Consider the following 15139-nt stretch of genomic DNA (forward strand, 5'->3'; position numbering starts at 1 on the left):
GTGCTCGAAAAGTACTTTATGGGCGGCTGCCGCTATATAACGATAACCTTGGTGCCGACTTTGACGCGCTCGTAAAGATCGACGACATCCTCGTTGCGCATGCGGATGCAGCCGGACGAAACGCCATAGCCGATCGTCCAGGGCGCATTGGTGCCATGAATGCGATAGAGCGTGGAGCCGAGATACATGGCGCGGGCGCCGAGCGGGTTCTGAGGACCGCCGTCCATGCGGGCCGGCAGATAATGACCCTTGGCCGCTTCGCGCGCGATCATCTCCTCAGGCGGCGTCCAGTTCGGCCACTCGGCCTTGCGGGTAATCTTGTGCGCGCCGGCCCATTCGAAGCCTGGCTTGCCGACGCCGACGCCGTAGCGCCGCGCTTGTCCGTCACCGGTGACGAGATAGAGGAAGCGATTATTGGTGTCGATCACGATCGTGCCTGGCTTCTCGCCTGTCTCGTAGGTCACCATCTGCGGCAGGAATTGCGGGTCCAACTGCGACTTCGCCGGCCTTTGCGCGCGAGCGGCGGCGGGCTGCAAGGCCGCCGTTTCCAGCCGGCGCTTCATTTGGCGGCGCTCCACCTGTTTTCGGGTGGCAGCCGGGGCCTGCGGCCGGTAGACGGCCGGACGCACCCCTTCGCCGGTCAACTGCATCACCCAGGGAGCGGTGAGATCCGGGCTGACGATGACCGGCGGGCGGTTCCGATATCGATCTCGCGCGCCGGCGCCGGTGGGGAGTGTGCAGACAAGGCACGTGGCAAGCAAAAGGAACTTCTTCATCGAACGGACTCGCTACCTAACGCCGAACAAACTTCTGGGGCAGCGCGGCAGCTGCACCTCAACGGCGCGATGCTCTCACTCCTCCGCCACCGAACAGTAAACGCCGGTTCGATAAAATGCTGCGATGTGGATAAAGCTTTGGGTAGGGTTATTCCCCGCTTTATGAATCTGGTTTGCAAATGGTAAATGGAACAAAAGAGAAACGAGGCGAGGGAGCGGTGATGTCGGCAAGAGGCTTGATTACGGGCGATGACGGGCTGCAGCGTTGTGCCTGGCACGGCAATCTCGAAGACTACCGCCGCTATCACGACGAAGAATGGGGCCGCCCGGTCACCGACGATCGCCGGCTGTTCGAGAAGATCTGCCTGGAGGGCTTCCAGTCGGGCCTCTCCTGGCTGACGATTCTAAGGAAACGCGAGGCGTTCCGGTCAGCCTTCGCCGGCTTCGACGTCGATCTGGTTGCCGAATTCGGCGACGCCGACATCGAGCGCTGCCTTGCCGATCCCGGCATCGTCCGCCACCGCGGCAAGATCGTTTCGACGATCAACAATGCACGGCGGGCAAAGGAATTGCGTTCGGAATTCGGCTCGCTCGCCGCCTATTTCTGGGCGCACGAACCGGACGGCAGCGAGCGCCCGAAGGTCATGGACTATGAAACACTGATCGCCAATCCGACGACGCCGGCCTCGGTCCGGATTTCGAAGGACCTGAAGAAACGCGGCTGGACCTTCGTCGGTCCGACGACCGTCTATGCCTTCATGCAGGCCATGGGGCTCGTCAACGATCATCTGGAAGGCTGTTTCTGCCGTGCCGGGATCGAGGAGATGCGGCGGCAATTCGCAAGGCCCGCTGTATGACTATTCGAGCGGGCCTCCCCGATTCTGAGGCGGGGAGGGCGGTCTCATTTAGCCGCCGTGCTCGGATAGCCAGTCCTTCATCATTGTGATCTCGGCCTCCTGGGCCTTGATGATGTCTTCCGCCAGCTTACGGATCGCTTCGTCCTTGCCGTGCTCGAGCTCAACCTTCGCCATGTCGATTGCCCCCTGGTGGTGAGCGATCATGCCACGCACGAAATCGATGTCTGCATTGCCGGTGAAGACGATGTCCATATCCTTGTGCATCTTGGCGCTCGCTTCGGCGAAGGCCTTGCTCGACGGTGCCGACGCGGCCGCCGTCGAATCGTGATGCATCTTTTGATGTTCCTGGGCGAGTGCGGGGATGCCGACCGATGCGGCCAGCATCAAAGCTGCGGTGATCCTTTTCAGGGTCATAATGCGTACCTTTCCATTCTATGGGAGTCGATGCGGCGCGCGGCGTCTTCGTGTCCGGTCGGAGGCGCCAGCACTAGATGGAAACGTTGCGTCTGGGCGGTGGGCACGGGGGTTCGATGACCTGATCGAGCAGCGCCGCATGATGCTGCGGCGAAAGCCGCGTCGAGCGCCCCGCGGATCGCGTGAGCCCAATGGGCGCTGCATGGATCGCGACGCAGGCCGAGCAGAGCAACGGGTGGTCCGATTTTGCCGGGCCCGGACAATGGGCCCGCTGCGCACAATGGCTGTCACGGCCCGAGGACGCGTGCTGCATGGTATCGGAGATCACCATGTCGTGCTGGTGTGTGCTCACTGTCTTCGCCGCGAGATCGCGCGCCTGCGCAATCGCGGGAAGGGCTCCGCCGAGCGGAGCCGACAGAAGCAGAAGGATGATGGCGAGCCAACGCAGCATGCGGGCAAGATAGGCTACTCGATCTCGAAGAAGAAGGGGCGATACGAAAACACCGCCGAGTCGTGATCACCTTGCATCAGCCCGGCAATGCCGCTCCGCTTCCGGGAACGGCGAACACGCCCTGCAGGGAACCTCCCGCACCCTCGTCGATCGTCGAATTTCCGATGCAGCAAAGCTGGTGTGAGCTTCCGCCTGGCCGGCGGACCATCGCAGAAAAACAGAAGGACGAGGACGCCGCCGTCGCCTGTTCCAGGATACTCAGGATTGTCGCCCGGTCTTCTTCATCATAGGCCCGCACGAGGTCTATGACGCCGCAGGGATTGTGCCTCAGGCCCAGAAGCGACAGGGTCCGGTGGCCGACCACAAAGGCGCCACTGTCGACGTCACAACGCCACGGGTCGATCACATAGCCTGCCTTCGCGAGCACGCGCGTCCAGGCCCCGTGGGCTTCCGGATTGAGCGGCCTTATCGCTGCCGCCCCGGGCGTCATGACAGTCAGCATTTTGCGAAAGTCTCCGTTGAAGCCCTTGTCTCGATCGCCCTAACTTATAAGGGTAACAAGAGCAATTTACAATCACGGCGTTGTGATCGTAACTGAAAGCGGAACGCTTTTGCGCGCGGCCTGGTTCCGCGACCTTTCCGGATGCGGGCTGTCGGCCCTTTGTCGGCCGCTGCCCTTGCCGCCCTTGGCCTGATCCGGTAGGGAAGGCACCGACCAAGCTTCACAGCCCGGAATGCCTTCCATGAACGACAAACCGAAGAAACAGCAGAAGCTCAAGGCGCGCCTGCCGCGCGGCTTCGTCGATCGTTCGGCCGCGGATATCCGTGCCGTCGACGAGATGATCGCGAAGATCCGCGAGGTCTATGAGCGCTACGGTTTCGATCCCGTCGAAACGCCGCTGTTCGAATATACCGATGCGCTTGGCAAGTTCCTCCCCGACAGCGACCGCCCCAATGAAGGCGTGTTCTCGCTGACGGACGACGACGAGCAATGGATGAGCCTGCGCTACGATTTGACGGCGCCGCTTGCTCGCCATGTGGCGGAGAACTTCAACGAGATCCAGCTTCCCTACCGCACCTATCGCGCCGGTTATGTTTTCCGCAACGAAAAACCGGGACCGGGGCGCTTCAGGCAGTTCATGCAGTTCGATGCCGACACCGTCGGCGCCGCCGGCGTCCAGGCCGATGCCGAGATGTGCATGATGATGGCCGACACGATGCAGGCGCTCGGGATTGCACGCGGCGACTATGTGATCCGGGTCAACAACCGCAAGGTCCTGGACGGCGTGCTTGAGGCGATCGGTCTCGGGGGCGACGGCCAGGCGAACGCGCGGCTGACGGTCCTGCGCGCCATTGACAAGCTTGACAAGTTCGGGCCGGAGGGCGTGCGCCTGCTGCTTGGCGAGGGGCGCAAGGATGAGAGCGGCGACTTCACCAAAGGCGCCGGGCTCGATGAGGAGCAGATCCGCAGGATCCTCTTCTTCGTCGGCATCACCGACTACGCGAAGAGCGCCGATGAGCTCGCCGAACTCGTCGCCGGCACCAGCAGGGGTGCGGAAGGCGTCCAGGAACTCAACACGATCCGGAGCCTCGTGCTCAGCGCCGGCTATGAAACGGATCGCATCAAGATCGACCCGTCGGTCGTGCGCGGTCTCGAATATTACACCGGCCCGGTTTTCGAGGCCGAACTGCAATTTTCCGTCACCAACGAGAAGGGCGAGAAGGTCGTCTTCGGATCGGTGGGGGGAGGCGGCCGCTATGACGGCCTCGTCTCGCGCTTCATGGGCCAGCCGGTGCCGGCAACGGGCTTCTCGATCGGCGTGTCGCGGCTGATGACGGCGCTGAAGAACCTCGGCAAGCTCGGTGTCGAAGAGGTGGTGGCACCGGTCGTCATCTGCGTCATGGACCGCGACATCGACAGCATGGGCCGCTACCAGCGCTTCGTCCAGCAACTGCGCCATGCCGGCATCCGTGCCGAAATGTATCAGGGCAACAAGAAGAATTTCGGCGACCAGCTCAAATATGCCGACCGGCGCGGCTCGCCGATTGCCATCATTCAGGGCGGCGACGAGCGCGCATCCGGTACCCTCCAGATCAAGGACCTGATCGAGGGCAAGCGGCTCTCCGGCGAGATCGAGGACAACGTCGCCTGGCGCGAGGCACGCGTCGCCCAGGTTTCCGTTCCGGAAGGTGAACTCGTCGCAAAAGTCCGTGAGATTCTGGCAGAGCAGACCGAGGACCGGAAAAGGGCAGGCTGATGCCTCTGATCAACCTTCCCGCCTTTGCCGGTGATCTGCTTGCCGATTTCGAGCGGCTGAAGACGCTGCGCGTCGACACGCCGGTCATCCAGCCGGCCGAGCCTTTCCTCGACATGGCTGGGGAAGACCTGCGCCGGCGAATCTTTATGACGGAAAGCGAGACCGGCCAGAGCCTCTGCCTGCGTCCGGAATTCACCATTCCGGTCTGTCTCCGCCACATCGAGACCGCCACAGGGACGCCGCAACGCTACGCCTATCTCGGCGAGGTGTTCCGGCAGCGCCGTGAGGGCGCGAGCGAATTCTACCAGGCGGGTATCGAGGATCTCGGCGACGTCGACACGGCCGGCGCCGACGCGCGGGCGATCGGCGACGCGATGCTTGTGCTTGCCAACCGATTGCCGGGCCAGCGGCTAAAGGTAACGCTCGGCGACCAGTCCGTCTTCGAGGCAGTCATTGCCGTCTGCGGATTGCCGGCCGGCTGGCAGAAGCGACTGATCCACGCCTTCGGAGACCAGAAGCAGTTGCAGAAGCTCCTCGGTGAGTTGGCCGACCCCAAGTCCCCTGGCGTCTTCGGTCACGAAGTCGAGCGGCTCGCCATCATGGGCATACTCGACGACGAGGAGCGGCTCGTCGCCCGAATTGGCGAGACGATGGAGGCGACCGGCTATTCCACCAATGCCAGCCGTTCGCCCCGCGACATCGCCCGCCGGCTCAAGGAAAAGATGGAGCTTGCGACAACGCGGCTCGACAAGGCGGCGCTCACCGTCATGCGTGAATTCCTCGCGTTCGACCTGCCGCTTTCCGAAGCTCCAGCGGCACTGCACGCTTTCGCCAAGAAGTCGAAGCTGAAGATTGACGATGCTTTCGCGCTCTTCGATGCGCGCGTCGCGGCGCTCGCGAAAGCGGGCGCCGATCCCGACCTCATACGCTATCGGGCCGCTTTCGGCCGTCCGCTCGATTACTATACGGGCCTCGTCTTTGAGATCGAGGTTGAGGGAGAGCCGGCGGTCCTGGCCGGCGGCGGCCGCTTCGATCGCCTGCTGACGCTGCTCGGCGCTCGCGAGCACATTCCGGCGGTCGGTTTCTCTCTCTGGCTCGACCGGATCGAACGGGCCGTCGCTACCGGAGGGGGCGCTTAAATGACGATTACCATTGCGCTTCCCTCCAAGGGTCGGATGAAGGACGATGCCTCGGCAATCTTCGAGCGCGCCGGGATGAAGATCGTCGCCGTCGGCAACGACCGCTCCTATCGCGGCCGCGTCGAAGGTTGGGACGACGTCGAGGTCGCCTTTCTGTCGGCCTCTGAAATCTCCCGCGAGGTCGGCAGCGCCGCCGTCGATTTCGGCGTGACCGGCGAAGACCTGGTGCGCGAAGGCATCGCCGACGCTGACGCGCGTGTCGAGTTCGCGGCCCGTCTCGGCTTCGGCCATGCCGAAGTCGTCGTAGCGGTGCCGGAGGTCTGGTACGACGTCGATACCATGGCGGACCTCGGCGATGTGGCCGCCGACTTCCGCGCCCGCCATGGCCGCCGGCTCGCCATCGCCACCAAATACTGGCGGCTCACCCAGCAGTTCTTCTCGGGCAGCCACGGCATCCAGCTCTATCGCATCGTCGAGAGCCTGGGCGCAACCGAGGGGCGCCCGCCTCCGGCTCGGCCGATATCGTCGTCGACATCACTTCGACCGGCTCGACCTTGAAGGCAAACCATCTGAAGATCCTGTCGGATGGTGTGATCCTGAGATCCGAGGCCTGCCTCGTCCGTGCCCGCAACGCGGCGCACGAGGGTAACCCCACCATCGATCGGATCATGTCTTCCGTGCGCTCGGTTCTCTGAAGCCGGCGGATCGGAAATTTCGTCCCGGGTCTGACAAATGCAACCGGAGCCACCTATCTAGGGACGGCAGACAACTCATCTTCCCATTATCCCACCTCGAGGCATCCTTATGGCTGATCTTTCCTCCTTCCCGATCACGAGCCGCTGGCCGGCGAAGAATCCCGACATCATCCAGCTCTACTCGCTGCCGACGCCGAACGGCGTGAAGATCTCGATTGCTCTGGAAGAACTTGGGCTGCCCTATGAGGCGCACCGCATTGCCTTCGATACGAACGAGCAGAAGTCGCCCGAATTCGTGTCGCTCAACCCGAACGGCCGTATCCCGGCCATCATCGATCCGAACGGACCGGACGGCAAACCGATCGGCCTGTTCGAATCCGGTGCGATCCTCGTCTACCTCGCGGAAAAGACCGGCAAGCTCATTCCGGCCGATGCGGCCGGCCGCTACGAGACGCTGTGCTGGGTGATGTTCCAGATGGGCGGCGTCGGGCCGATGTTCGGCCAGTTCGGCCATTTCTTCAAATTCGCGGCCGACAAGGTCGCCAACAATCCCTATCCGGTTGAGCGCTATCGCGACGAAGCGAAACGCCTGCTCGGCGTTCTCGAAGCGCGCCTCGAAGGCCGTGAGTGGCTGATGGGCGACGAATACACCATCGCGGATATCGCCACCTATCCGTGGGTCGAAGGCGCCCGCAAGTTTTATGGCGGCGCCGAGGTGCTCGAGTACAACAACTTCCCGAACGTCATGACTTGGGTGGAGCGCGGCTTGGCGCGCCCGGCCGCGCAGAAGGGCATCGAGATTCCGCGCAAGGAATGATCCGGGCGATGCGCCGGCCCGAGTTGACGAGACTCGGGCCGGGAGGCTACGGGTAGCAGAGCCAGATGAGGAAAGGTGTGGTGCGACTTTCCGCCCGCACCCGCTCCTGGCTTATGGAATAGACGGTCCAAACGGGTGGAAAAGGTGTCGGGAAGACTTGTTGTTGTCGGTGGCGGTCAGGCCGCCTTCGCTTTGATCGCCAAGCTTCGCGCGCTCCAGGACGAGCGTCCGATCACCGTCATCGCCGCGGAAGCGAGCCTGCCCTACCAGCGGCCGCCGCTTTCCAAGAAATACCTGCTGCGCGAACTCACTCTCGATCGGCTGCTCTATCGGCCCGAGGCCTGGTACGCGGAACACGGGATCGACATTCGCCTGTCGACCAAGGTCACCCGGGTGGAACGCCGCGCAAGAGAGGTCATGCTCAGCGACGGCTCGAGGCTGGATTATGAAACGCTGGCCTTCGCAACCGGTGCCACGCCGCGCCGCCTGCCGGCTGCGATCGGCGGCGATCTCGCAGGCGTCTATGTGGTGCGCGACTTCAGGGATGCCGACCGGCTTGCCGAGGAGATGAAGCCGGGGCGCCGGGTATTGGTGATCGGCGGCGGCTATATCGGCCTGGAGGCGGCGGCGGTCGCACGCACTTGCGGGCTCGAGGTCACTGTGATCGAGATGGCGGACCGCATCCTGCAGCGTGTGGCTTCCGCCGCGACCTCTGCGATCGTCCGTGAGATACACCGCTCGCATGGGGTCGATATCCGCGAACGCATGGGCATTCATCGGCTGATCGGGGAGGACGGGCGGGTGACGGCCGCGGAGCTCGCCGACGGCTCGATCATTCCGGTCGACGTCGTGATCGTCGGCATCGGCGTAGCGGCGAATGATGCCCTGGCGCATGATGCGGGCATCGAAACCTCCAACGGCATCCTCGTCGACAGCTACGGCAGGACTTCCGATCCGGCGATGTTTGCGATCGGCGACTGCGCGGTCCTGCCCTGGCAGGGAATGCGTATCCGCCTTGAATCAGTCCAGAACGCCGTGGACCAGGCAGAAGCGGTCGCTGCCATTCTTGCCGGCGGTTCCGCTCCCTATGATCCCAAACCTTGGTTCTGGTCGGACCAGTATGACGTCAAGCTGCAGATCGCCGGCTTCGGGCTTGGCCACGACGAAACCCTGGTCCGCCCGGGCCAGCGCGAAGGCAGCGTTTCGGTCTGGTATTTCCGCCAGGGCAAGTTGATCGCCGTCGATGCCGTCAATGACGCCAAGGCTTACGTGACGGGCAAGAAACTGCTCGAAGCGGGCGTGACGCCCGAGCCAGCGCTCCTGGCCGATCCCCAGGTCGATCTCAAATCCTTGCTGGCATAGCGGCTGCACCGCATCGGCGAGGACGAGAGCGGAACCGGTCGAGGGCGGCGGCGTCCCTCGCAATTTTAGCTCGCGTGACTCGGCAATTCATTAACACTGTCCGCTTGGAAACAGCGGTCGATGGCTGATTTTTCATCCTTCCTTAAAGGGCGCAAAGCGAACTGCTAGCGACCCGGCATGCGGACAAGCGCGTGCGGGGCTGTGCGTTTATTTGGGCGACCTCCGATGTTCAAGATACTCTCGTGCCTCGTCGTGGAACATGATCTGCGGTTGGTTGCGCTGGCAGCGGTGATTTGCGCCCTGTCCAGCTATGGCGCAGTGACACTGCTTCAGCGCGCACGGCTTTCCCGCGGCAGGCCCCGGGCGATCTGGCTGGCGGCGGCAGGCATCGCCAGCGGCTTCGGCATCTGGGCGACCCATTTCATTGCCATGCTCGCCTATGACCCCGGTGTCGTGCTCGGTTATCAGGCAGGCTTCACGACATTATCCCTGGTTGTCTCGATCCTGCTGACGACGTCGGCCCTGGCGATCGCCACCTATGCGACAGGCCGCCCCGCATGGGTGCTGGGCGGCCTGGTGCTGGGCGCCGGGGTGGGCTGCATGCATTTCCTCGGGATGGCCGCGCTCGAGGTGCCCGGCTCCATTCGCTGGGATTCGACGCTCGTCGTCGCTTCGATCTTGGCCGGGGTGCTCTTCGACATGGTTGCGATCTTTACGATCAATCGGAGCGGCCACACGCCGAAGGCTCATTTGGTCGCGACAGTGGCGATGACGCTCGGCATCGTCGTGCTGCACTTCACCGCGATGGGCGCAGTTGCGGTCGAAGTCGAGTTCGCGACCGGGATCCAGGAAGGCATGATCCAGCCGAATTTTCTGGCCTTCGTCCTTGCCGGCACTGCCTTCTTTCTTCTGTCCGCCGTGCTGATTGCCGCCGGCTTTGCGCGCCAGGGCGAAATCCTCGCCGTCGCTTCGGAAAAGGAGTTTTCGCGTTTCGTCCGCAGCGTCAAGGACTACGCCATCTGCATGCTCGATGTCGACGGCCGCGTGGCGAGTTGGAACGCGGGGGCAGAAGCCAACAAGGGTTATGTGGCCGAGGAGATCGTCGGCGAGAACTTCGCCTGCTTCTATTCGCCGGAGGAGCAGGCAGCCGGCCTGCCGCAGCAGGCGCTCAACACGGCGCTTGCCGAGGGAAGATACGAAACCGAAGGCTGGCGTTACCGCAAGGACGGCACCCGGCTGTGGGCGAATGTCGTCATCGATCCGCTTATCGATGATGTGGGGCGCCATGCGGGCTTCATCACGATCGTCAAGGACATCACCAAGCGAAAAGAGGATGCCGATTGCATCGCCGAAGTCAGCAAGAATCTCGACATTGCGCTTGAGAACATGACGCAGGGCATATGCCTGTTCGACCACGCCGATCGCTTGCTGATTTCAAACCGCCGCTGCCTCGAGATCTTCGAACTTCCTGACTCGCTTGCCGGCATGGGACTGACCTTTCGCGAAGTTCTCGATCGCATGTTTGCCCGCACCTACTCGGATCCGGCGATCGCGGAAGCGAAGGCGGAAGAGGCCTACCGCAAACACAGGCTTGATATCGCCGCCAAGGGCGGCGGCGACTTTGTCGAGAAATTGTCGAATGGCCGCTCGATCCTGGTCAAGCATCGCACACTTCCCGATGGCGGCTGGGTCTCCACCTACGAGGATATCACCGAGCGGCTCGACTCCGAGGAGCAGATTTCCTTCCTTGCGCGCCACGACAGCCTGACGGGGCTGCCGAACCGGTTGCAGTTCAACAGCTACCTCGACGACGAGCTCGATGCGGCCGCCTGGTTCTCGCGCAAGGTGGCGGTGGTCGGGATCGATCTCGACAGGTTCAAGGAAGTCAACGACCTGCACGGCCATGCGGCCGGCGACTTCGTGCTGGTCACGATCGCGCAGCGGATGAAGGAACATCTTCAGGAGGGCGAATTCATCGCCCGCTTCGGGGGCGACGAGTTCGCTGCAGTCAAACGCTTCGAGGAACTCGCCGAGGTCCACGACTTCCTGCGACGGATCGAGAGCTGCCTGCAAGAGGAGATGCGCTTCGGCGATTTCGAGTTGAAATCCGGCGGCAGCATGGGGGTGGCCATCTATCCGCAGGACGCCGAAACCGCCGACGCGTTGATCAACAACGCCGACCTCGCAATGTATCGCGCAAAAGCGGCGCTCAACCAGACAATCTGCTTCTACGAGGTTTCGATGGATGAGGCCGCGCGCGGCCGCAGGGCGCTCGCGAACGATCTCTGGGAGGCGGTGGAGAAGAACCAACTGGCTCTGCACTATCAGGTCCAGAAATCGGTCGCGACGGGAGACGTGATCGGCTACGAAGTCCTGCTGCGCTGGAACCATCCGGAACGCGGTATGGTACCGCCGAACGAATTCGTTCCGCTCGCCGAGGAATGCGGCGCCATCCTGCCGATCGGCGAATGGGTGCTGCGCGAGGCCTGCCGTGAAGCGGCAGCCTGGGACCGTCAGTACAAGATCGCCGTAAACCTGTCGCCGGTGCAACTGGCGAACGGCGACCTTGTCAGCCTCGTCAACGCGATCCTCGTCGAAACCGGGCTCGACCCGAAACGGCTCGAGCTCGAGATTACCGAATCGACGATCATCGACGACAAGGAGCGGGCGCTATTGACGCTTCGCGAGATCAAGGCGCTCGGCGTCACGATCGCCATCGATGATTTCGGCACCGGCTATTCCTCGCTCGAGACGTTGCGGTCGTTCCCCTTCGACAAGATCAAGCTCGACAAGAGCTTCATGTCGGAAGTCGAAGGCAGCCCGCAAGCAAAGGCGATCATCCGCGCCATCCTCGCCCTCGGCCAGAGCTTGCACGTTCCGGTTCTCGCCGAAGGGGTCGAAACGCAGACGCAGCTCGACATTCTCCAGGCGGAAGGCTGCGACGAGGCGCAGGGCTACCTTCTTGGCCGGCCGGCGCCGATGGGGTCGGTGATCGGTATCCGAACCCAGGCCGCCTGAGGCGGTCCGGAGGGCCCACCCATCGCGCTATTCGTCGCTGGCGTCGTGATGGCGGCGGCCTTTGCCGCCCAGCGTGAAGGTCCGGCGGAAAGATCGCCTCATCAGCACGCGGAAAAGGCGCATGGCTTCACCTCGAACAACAAAAAGGGCGGCCCGAAAGCCGCCCTTCAGATCCGGATGGATCTAGCTGTGCTAAGGCTGACGCCTTATCACATCATGTCCATTCCACCCATGCCGCCCATGCCGCCAGGCATTGCCGGAGCGTCCTTCTTCGGCAGTTCGGCGATCATGGCTTCGGTCGTGACGAGAAGGCCGGCAACCGAGGCTGCGTCCTGGAGCGCGGTGCGAACGACCTTGACCGGGTCGATGATGCCCATGGCGATCATGTCGCCGTATTCACCGGTCTGCGCGTTGTAGCCGAAGTCGTCGGTGTTCTTCTCGAGGATCTTGCCGACAACGATGGAGGCTTCGTCACCAGCGTTTTCAACGATCTGGCGGGCCGGAGCCTGCAGAGCGCGGCGAACGATGTTAATGCCGGCTTCCTGATCGTCGTTTTCGCCCTTGACGGTGATCTTGACAGAAGAGCGCAGCAGGGCAACGCCGCCGCCCGGTACGATGCCTTCCTGAACTGCAGCGCGCGTCGCATTGAGAGCGTCGTCGATGCGGTCCTTCTTTTCCTTCACTTCGACTTCGGTCGAACCGCCGACGCGGATGACGGCAACACCGCCAGCGAGCTTGGCAAGACGTTCCTGCAGCTTTTCGCGATCGTAGTCCGAGGTGGTTTCTTCGATCTGCGCCTTGATCTGGGAAACGCGGCCTTCGATGTCCGACTTCTGGCCGGCACCGTCGACGATCGTGGTGTTTTCCTTGGAGATCGAGACCTTCTTCGCACGGCCGAGCATGTCGAGCGTGACGCTTTCGAGCTTGATGCCGAGGTCTTCGGAGATCACCGTGCCGCCCGTCAGGATGGCGATGTCTTCGAGCATGGCCTTGCGGCGGTCGCCGAAGCCCGGAGCCTTGACAGCGGCGATCTTCAGGCCGCCACGCAGTTTGTTGACGACGAGCGTTGCGAGAGCTTCGCCTTCGACGTCCTCAGCGATGATGAGGAGCGGCTTGCCAGTCTGGACGACGGCTTCGAGAACCGGGAGCATCGCCTGAAGGTTAGAGAGCTTCTTCTCGTGCAGGAGAACGAAGACGTCGTCGAGGTCGGCGATCATCTTTTCCGGGTTGGTGACGAAGTAAGGCGACAGGTAGCCGCGGTCGAACTGCATGCCTTCGACGACTTCGAGTTCCGTTTCGGCGGTCTTGGCTTCTTCAACCGTGATAACGCCCTCGTTGCCGACCTTTTGCATCGCTTCTGCGATGTCGAGGCCGACTTGGCGCTCACCGTTGGCCGAAATCGTGCCGACCTGGGCAACTTCTTCCGAGGTGTTGATCTTCTTGGCCTTGGCGAGGAGGTCCTTGACGACTTCGGTGACGGCGAGGTCGATACCGCGCTTCAGATCCATCGGGTTCATGCCGGCAGCAACGGCCTTGGCGCCTTCGCGAACGATCGCCTGGGCGAGAACCGTTGCGGTCGTGGTGCCGTCGCCGGCGATGTCGTTGGTCTTCGAAGCAACTTCGCGGACCATCTGGGCGCCCATGTTCTCGAACTTGTCTTCGAGTTCGATTTCCTTGGCGACCGAAACGCCGTCCTTGGTGATGCGCGGAGCGCCGAAGGACTTATCGATGATGACGTTACGGCCCTTCGGGCCGAGCGTTACCTTGACCGCATCGGCGAGGATGTCTACGCCGCGAAGCATCTTTTCGCGCGCGGTACGGCCAAATTTGATCTCTTTAGCAGCCATGTGAGAAAACTCCCGGGCTCATTGCCCTTTGGTTGTCATGAATGTGGAGAAGTGGGGCCGGCCGATCAGCCGATGATGCCCATGATGTCGGCTTCCTTCATGATCAGAAGGTCTTCGCCGTTGATCTTGACCTCGGTGCCGGACCACTTGCCGAACAGGACGCGGTCGCCAGCCTTGACGTCGAGCGGAACAACCTTGCCGCTTTCGTCGCGGGCACCCGAACCGACAGCCACGATTTCGCCTTCTTGCGGCTTTTCCTTCGCGGTGTCCGGAATGATGATGCCGCCCTTGGTCTTTTCTTCAGACTCGACGCGGCGAACGACAACGCGGTCGTGCAGCGGACGGAAATTGGTGCTTGCCATTGTCTAATCCCTCGATCAAATGACATTGCGGATCGTTAGAGACCCGGTGGATGGGTGTTAGCACTCTTGGTTGAAGAGTGCTAGCGCCGCCGAGATAAGGCTGGCTTCGGAACGAGTCAAGGATTGGCTTCGAGATTTTTTTGCCGGTTGCGAAAGTTGACAAGAAATCCCGTTTTTTGTTTGATGGGTTATGGGGTAAGCGAATGCCCCACGAGGCGTCATGCTGGAATTTCGCGTCCAACAGCAATCAAGGACGTCGTATCATGGCCTCGTACAACTCCATCTCCCCTGAAAAACTCGCCCGGCTCGTCGGAACCGCGAAGGCACCCGTCCTCATCGACGCGCGCGATGAGGACGATTTCGCTGCTGATCCCTTCCTTGTACCGGCGTCGTTTCACCGGACCCATTCCGATGCCCCGCAATGGGCGGACGAATACAAGGGCCACTGGGTCGTCGTGCTCTGCAAGCACGGCGGCAAGCTCAGCGAAGGCGTTGCCGCCTGGCTTCGGCTCGCCGGCGCGTCTGCGGAAATACTGGAAGGCGGTATTGAAGCGTGGCGCGAAGCGGGCTTGCCGCTCGTGCCGGTGGCCACCCTGCCGAATGCCGATCCTTCGGGCGGCTCGGTGTGGGTCACGCGATCCCGACCGAAGATCGACCGCATCGCCTGTCCATGGCTGATCCGCCGCTTTGTCGACCCGCGTGCCAAATTCCTCTACGTCACACCGGCCGAGGTCGAGGCAGTCGGCGAGCGTTTCGGCGCAACGCCGTTCGACATCGAAGGGGTGTTCTGGAGCCATCGCGGCGACGATTGCACCTTCGATACGATGGTGAAGGAGTTCGGTCTTTCCTTCCCCGCCTTGGAGCACGTCGCCCGTATCGTTCGCGGCGCCGATACGGACCGGCACGATCTCGAGCCGCAGGCGTCCGGCCTTCTTGCCGTTTCGCTTGGCCTGTCCCGCATGTATGCCGACGACCTCGAACAGCTCGAGGCAGGGATGACGCTCTATGACGCGCTCTACCGGTGGGCGCGCGACGCGACACAGGAAAAGCACGATTGGGTATCCCACGGCGGCAAGGGGAAGCGGACGTGAAGAACAAGCTTCGGCGGGCCTCGCGCCCGCCCATCCGTCTTTTGCCGAGGCC

The 15139-nt window shown here is 62.6% G+C and carries 13 protein-coding genes and 1 pseudogene; 9 read left to right on the plus strand and 5 right to left on the minus strand.

The window, feature by feature from the left end:
* Window positions 1-32: 32 nt before the first annotated feature.
* Window positions 33-776, minus strand: coding sequence for a L,D-transpeptidase (locus USDA257_RS02420; protein WP_014761284.1), 744 nt, complete (start codon window positions 774-776; stop codon window positions 33-35).
* Between the two features lie 221 nt (window positions 777-997).
* Here USDA257_RS02420 and USDA257_RS02425 point away from each other — a divergent pair, with 221 nt between their 5' ends.
* On the plus strand, window positions 998-1633 hold the full coding sequence (locus USDA257_RS02425) for a DNA-3-methyladenine glycosylase I (RefSeq protein WP_014761285.1): 636 nt from the start codon (window positions 998-1000) through the stop codon (window positions 1631-1633).
* Window positions 1634-1681: 48 nt separating this feature from the next.
* On the opposite strand, the gene copM is transcribed toward USDA257_RS02425, so the two are convergent.
* Window positions 1682-2047, minus strand: a complete 366-nt coding sequence (copM, locus tag USDA257_RS02430; protein ID WP_014761286.1) for a CopM family metallochaperone — start codon at window positions 2045-2047, stop codon at window positions 1682-1684.
* A 304-nt stretch (window positions 2048-2351) separates the two neighbouring features.
* Between copM and USDA257_RS35820 the strand changes: the two genes are divergently transcribed.
* Complete coding sequence (locus USDA257_RS35820; protein ID WP_144051889.1) at window positions 2352-2564, plus strand: hypothetical protein; 213 nt, start codon at window positions 2352-2354, stop codon at window positions 2562-2564.
* A gap of 10 nt (window positions 2565-2574) precedes the next feature.
* On the opposite strand, the gene USDA257_RS02440 is transcribed toward USDA257_RS35820, so the two are convergent.
* Window positions 2575-3000, minus strand: coding sequence for a hypothetical protein (locus USDA257_RS02440; RefSeq protein ID WP_014761288.1), 426 nt, complete (start codon window positions 2998-3000; stop codon window positions 2575-2577).
* A 241-nt stretch (window positions 3001-3241) separates the two neighbouring features.
* Here USDA257_RS02440 and hisS point away from each other — a divergent pair, with 241 nt between their 5' ends.
* From hisS to USDA257_RS02470, 6 genes and pseudogenes are all read left to right on the plus strand, one after another.
* Complete coding sequence (gene hisS / locus USDA257_RS02445) at window positions 3242-4756, plus strand: histidine--tRNA ligase (RefSeq protein ID WP_041414917.1); 1515 nt, start codon at window positions 3242-3244, stop codon at window positions 4754-4756.
* Entirely contained in the window at window positions 4756-5895 is a 1140-nt protein-coding gene (locus USDA257_RS02450) for an ATP phosphoribosyltransferase regulatory subunit (protein ID WP_014761291.1), read from the plus strand. Before hisS ends, USDA257_RS02450 begins: the two co-directional genes overlap by 1 nt.
* Window positions 5896-6590: pseudogene (gene hisG, locus USDA257_RS02455) on the plus strand (ATP phosphoribosyltransferase).
* Window positions 6591-6699: 109 nt separating this feature from the next.
* A complete protein-coding gene (locus tag USDA257_RS02460) occupies window positions 6700-7407 on the plus strand; it encodes a glutathione binding-like protein (protein WP_014761292.1) in 708 nt (235 codons plus the stop codon).
* 144 nt (window positions 7408-7551) lie between these two features.
* Window positions 7552-8769 (plus strand): NAD(P)/FAD-dependent oxidoreductase, encoded by a 1218-nt coding sequence (locus USDA257_RS02465; RefSeq protein ID WP_014761293.1) that lies wholly within the window; start codon window positions 7552-7554, stop codon window positions 8767-8769.
* 225 nt (window positions 8770-8994) lie between these two features.
* Window positions 8995-11787 (plus strand): bifunctional diguanylate cyclase/phosphodiesterase, encoded by a 2793-nt coding sequence (locus USDA257_RS02470; RefSeq protein WP_041413859.1) that lies wholly within the window; start codon window positions 8995-8997, stop codon window positions 11785-11787.
* Between the two features lie 209 nt (window positions 11788-11996).
* Here the strand turns inward: USDA257_RS02470 and groL are convergent, their stop codons facing one another.
* Together groL and groES are read right to left on the minus strand one after the other, a co-directional pair.
* The gene (gene groL, locus USDA257_RS02475) at window positions 11997-13634 is read right to left on the minus strand and encodes a chaperonin GroEL (protein WP_014761295.1); all 1638 of its coding nucleotides are present in this window, start codon (window positions 13632-13634) and stop codon (window positions 11997-11999) included.
* Window positions 13635-13699: 65 nt separating this feature from the next.
* The gene (gene groES / locus USDA257_RS02480) at window positions 13700-13996 is read right to left on the minus strand and encodes a co-chaperone GroES (RefSeq protein WP_012706990.1); all 297 of its coding nucleotides are present in this window, start codon (window positions 13994-13996) and stop codon (window positions 13700-13702) included.
* Between the two features lie 263 nt (window positions 13997-14259).
* Here groES and USDA257_RS02485 point away from each other — a divergent pair, with 263 nt between their 5' ends.
* Window positions 14260-15087 carry a chromate resistance protein ChrB domain-containing protein gene (locus USDA257_RS02485; RefSeq protein WP_041413860.1) on the plus strand — a complete coding sequence of 276 codons (828 nt, stop codon included), beginning with the start codon at window positions 14260-14262 and terminating at the stop codon, window positions 15085-15087.
* The last annotated feature ends 52 nt before the right edge of the window (window positions 15088-15139 follow it).

Origin of the sequence: Sinorhizobium fredii USDA 257 (assembly GCF_000265205.3) — a bacterium.
Lineage (GTDB): Bacteria > Pseudomonadota > Alphaproteobacteria > Rhizobiales > Rhizobiaceae > Sinorhizobium > Sinorhizobium fredii_B.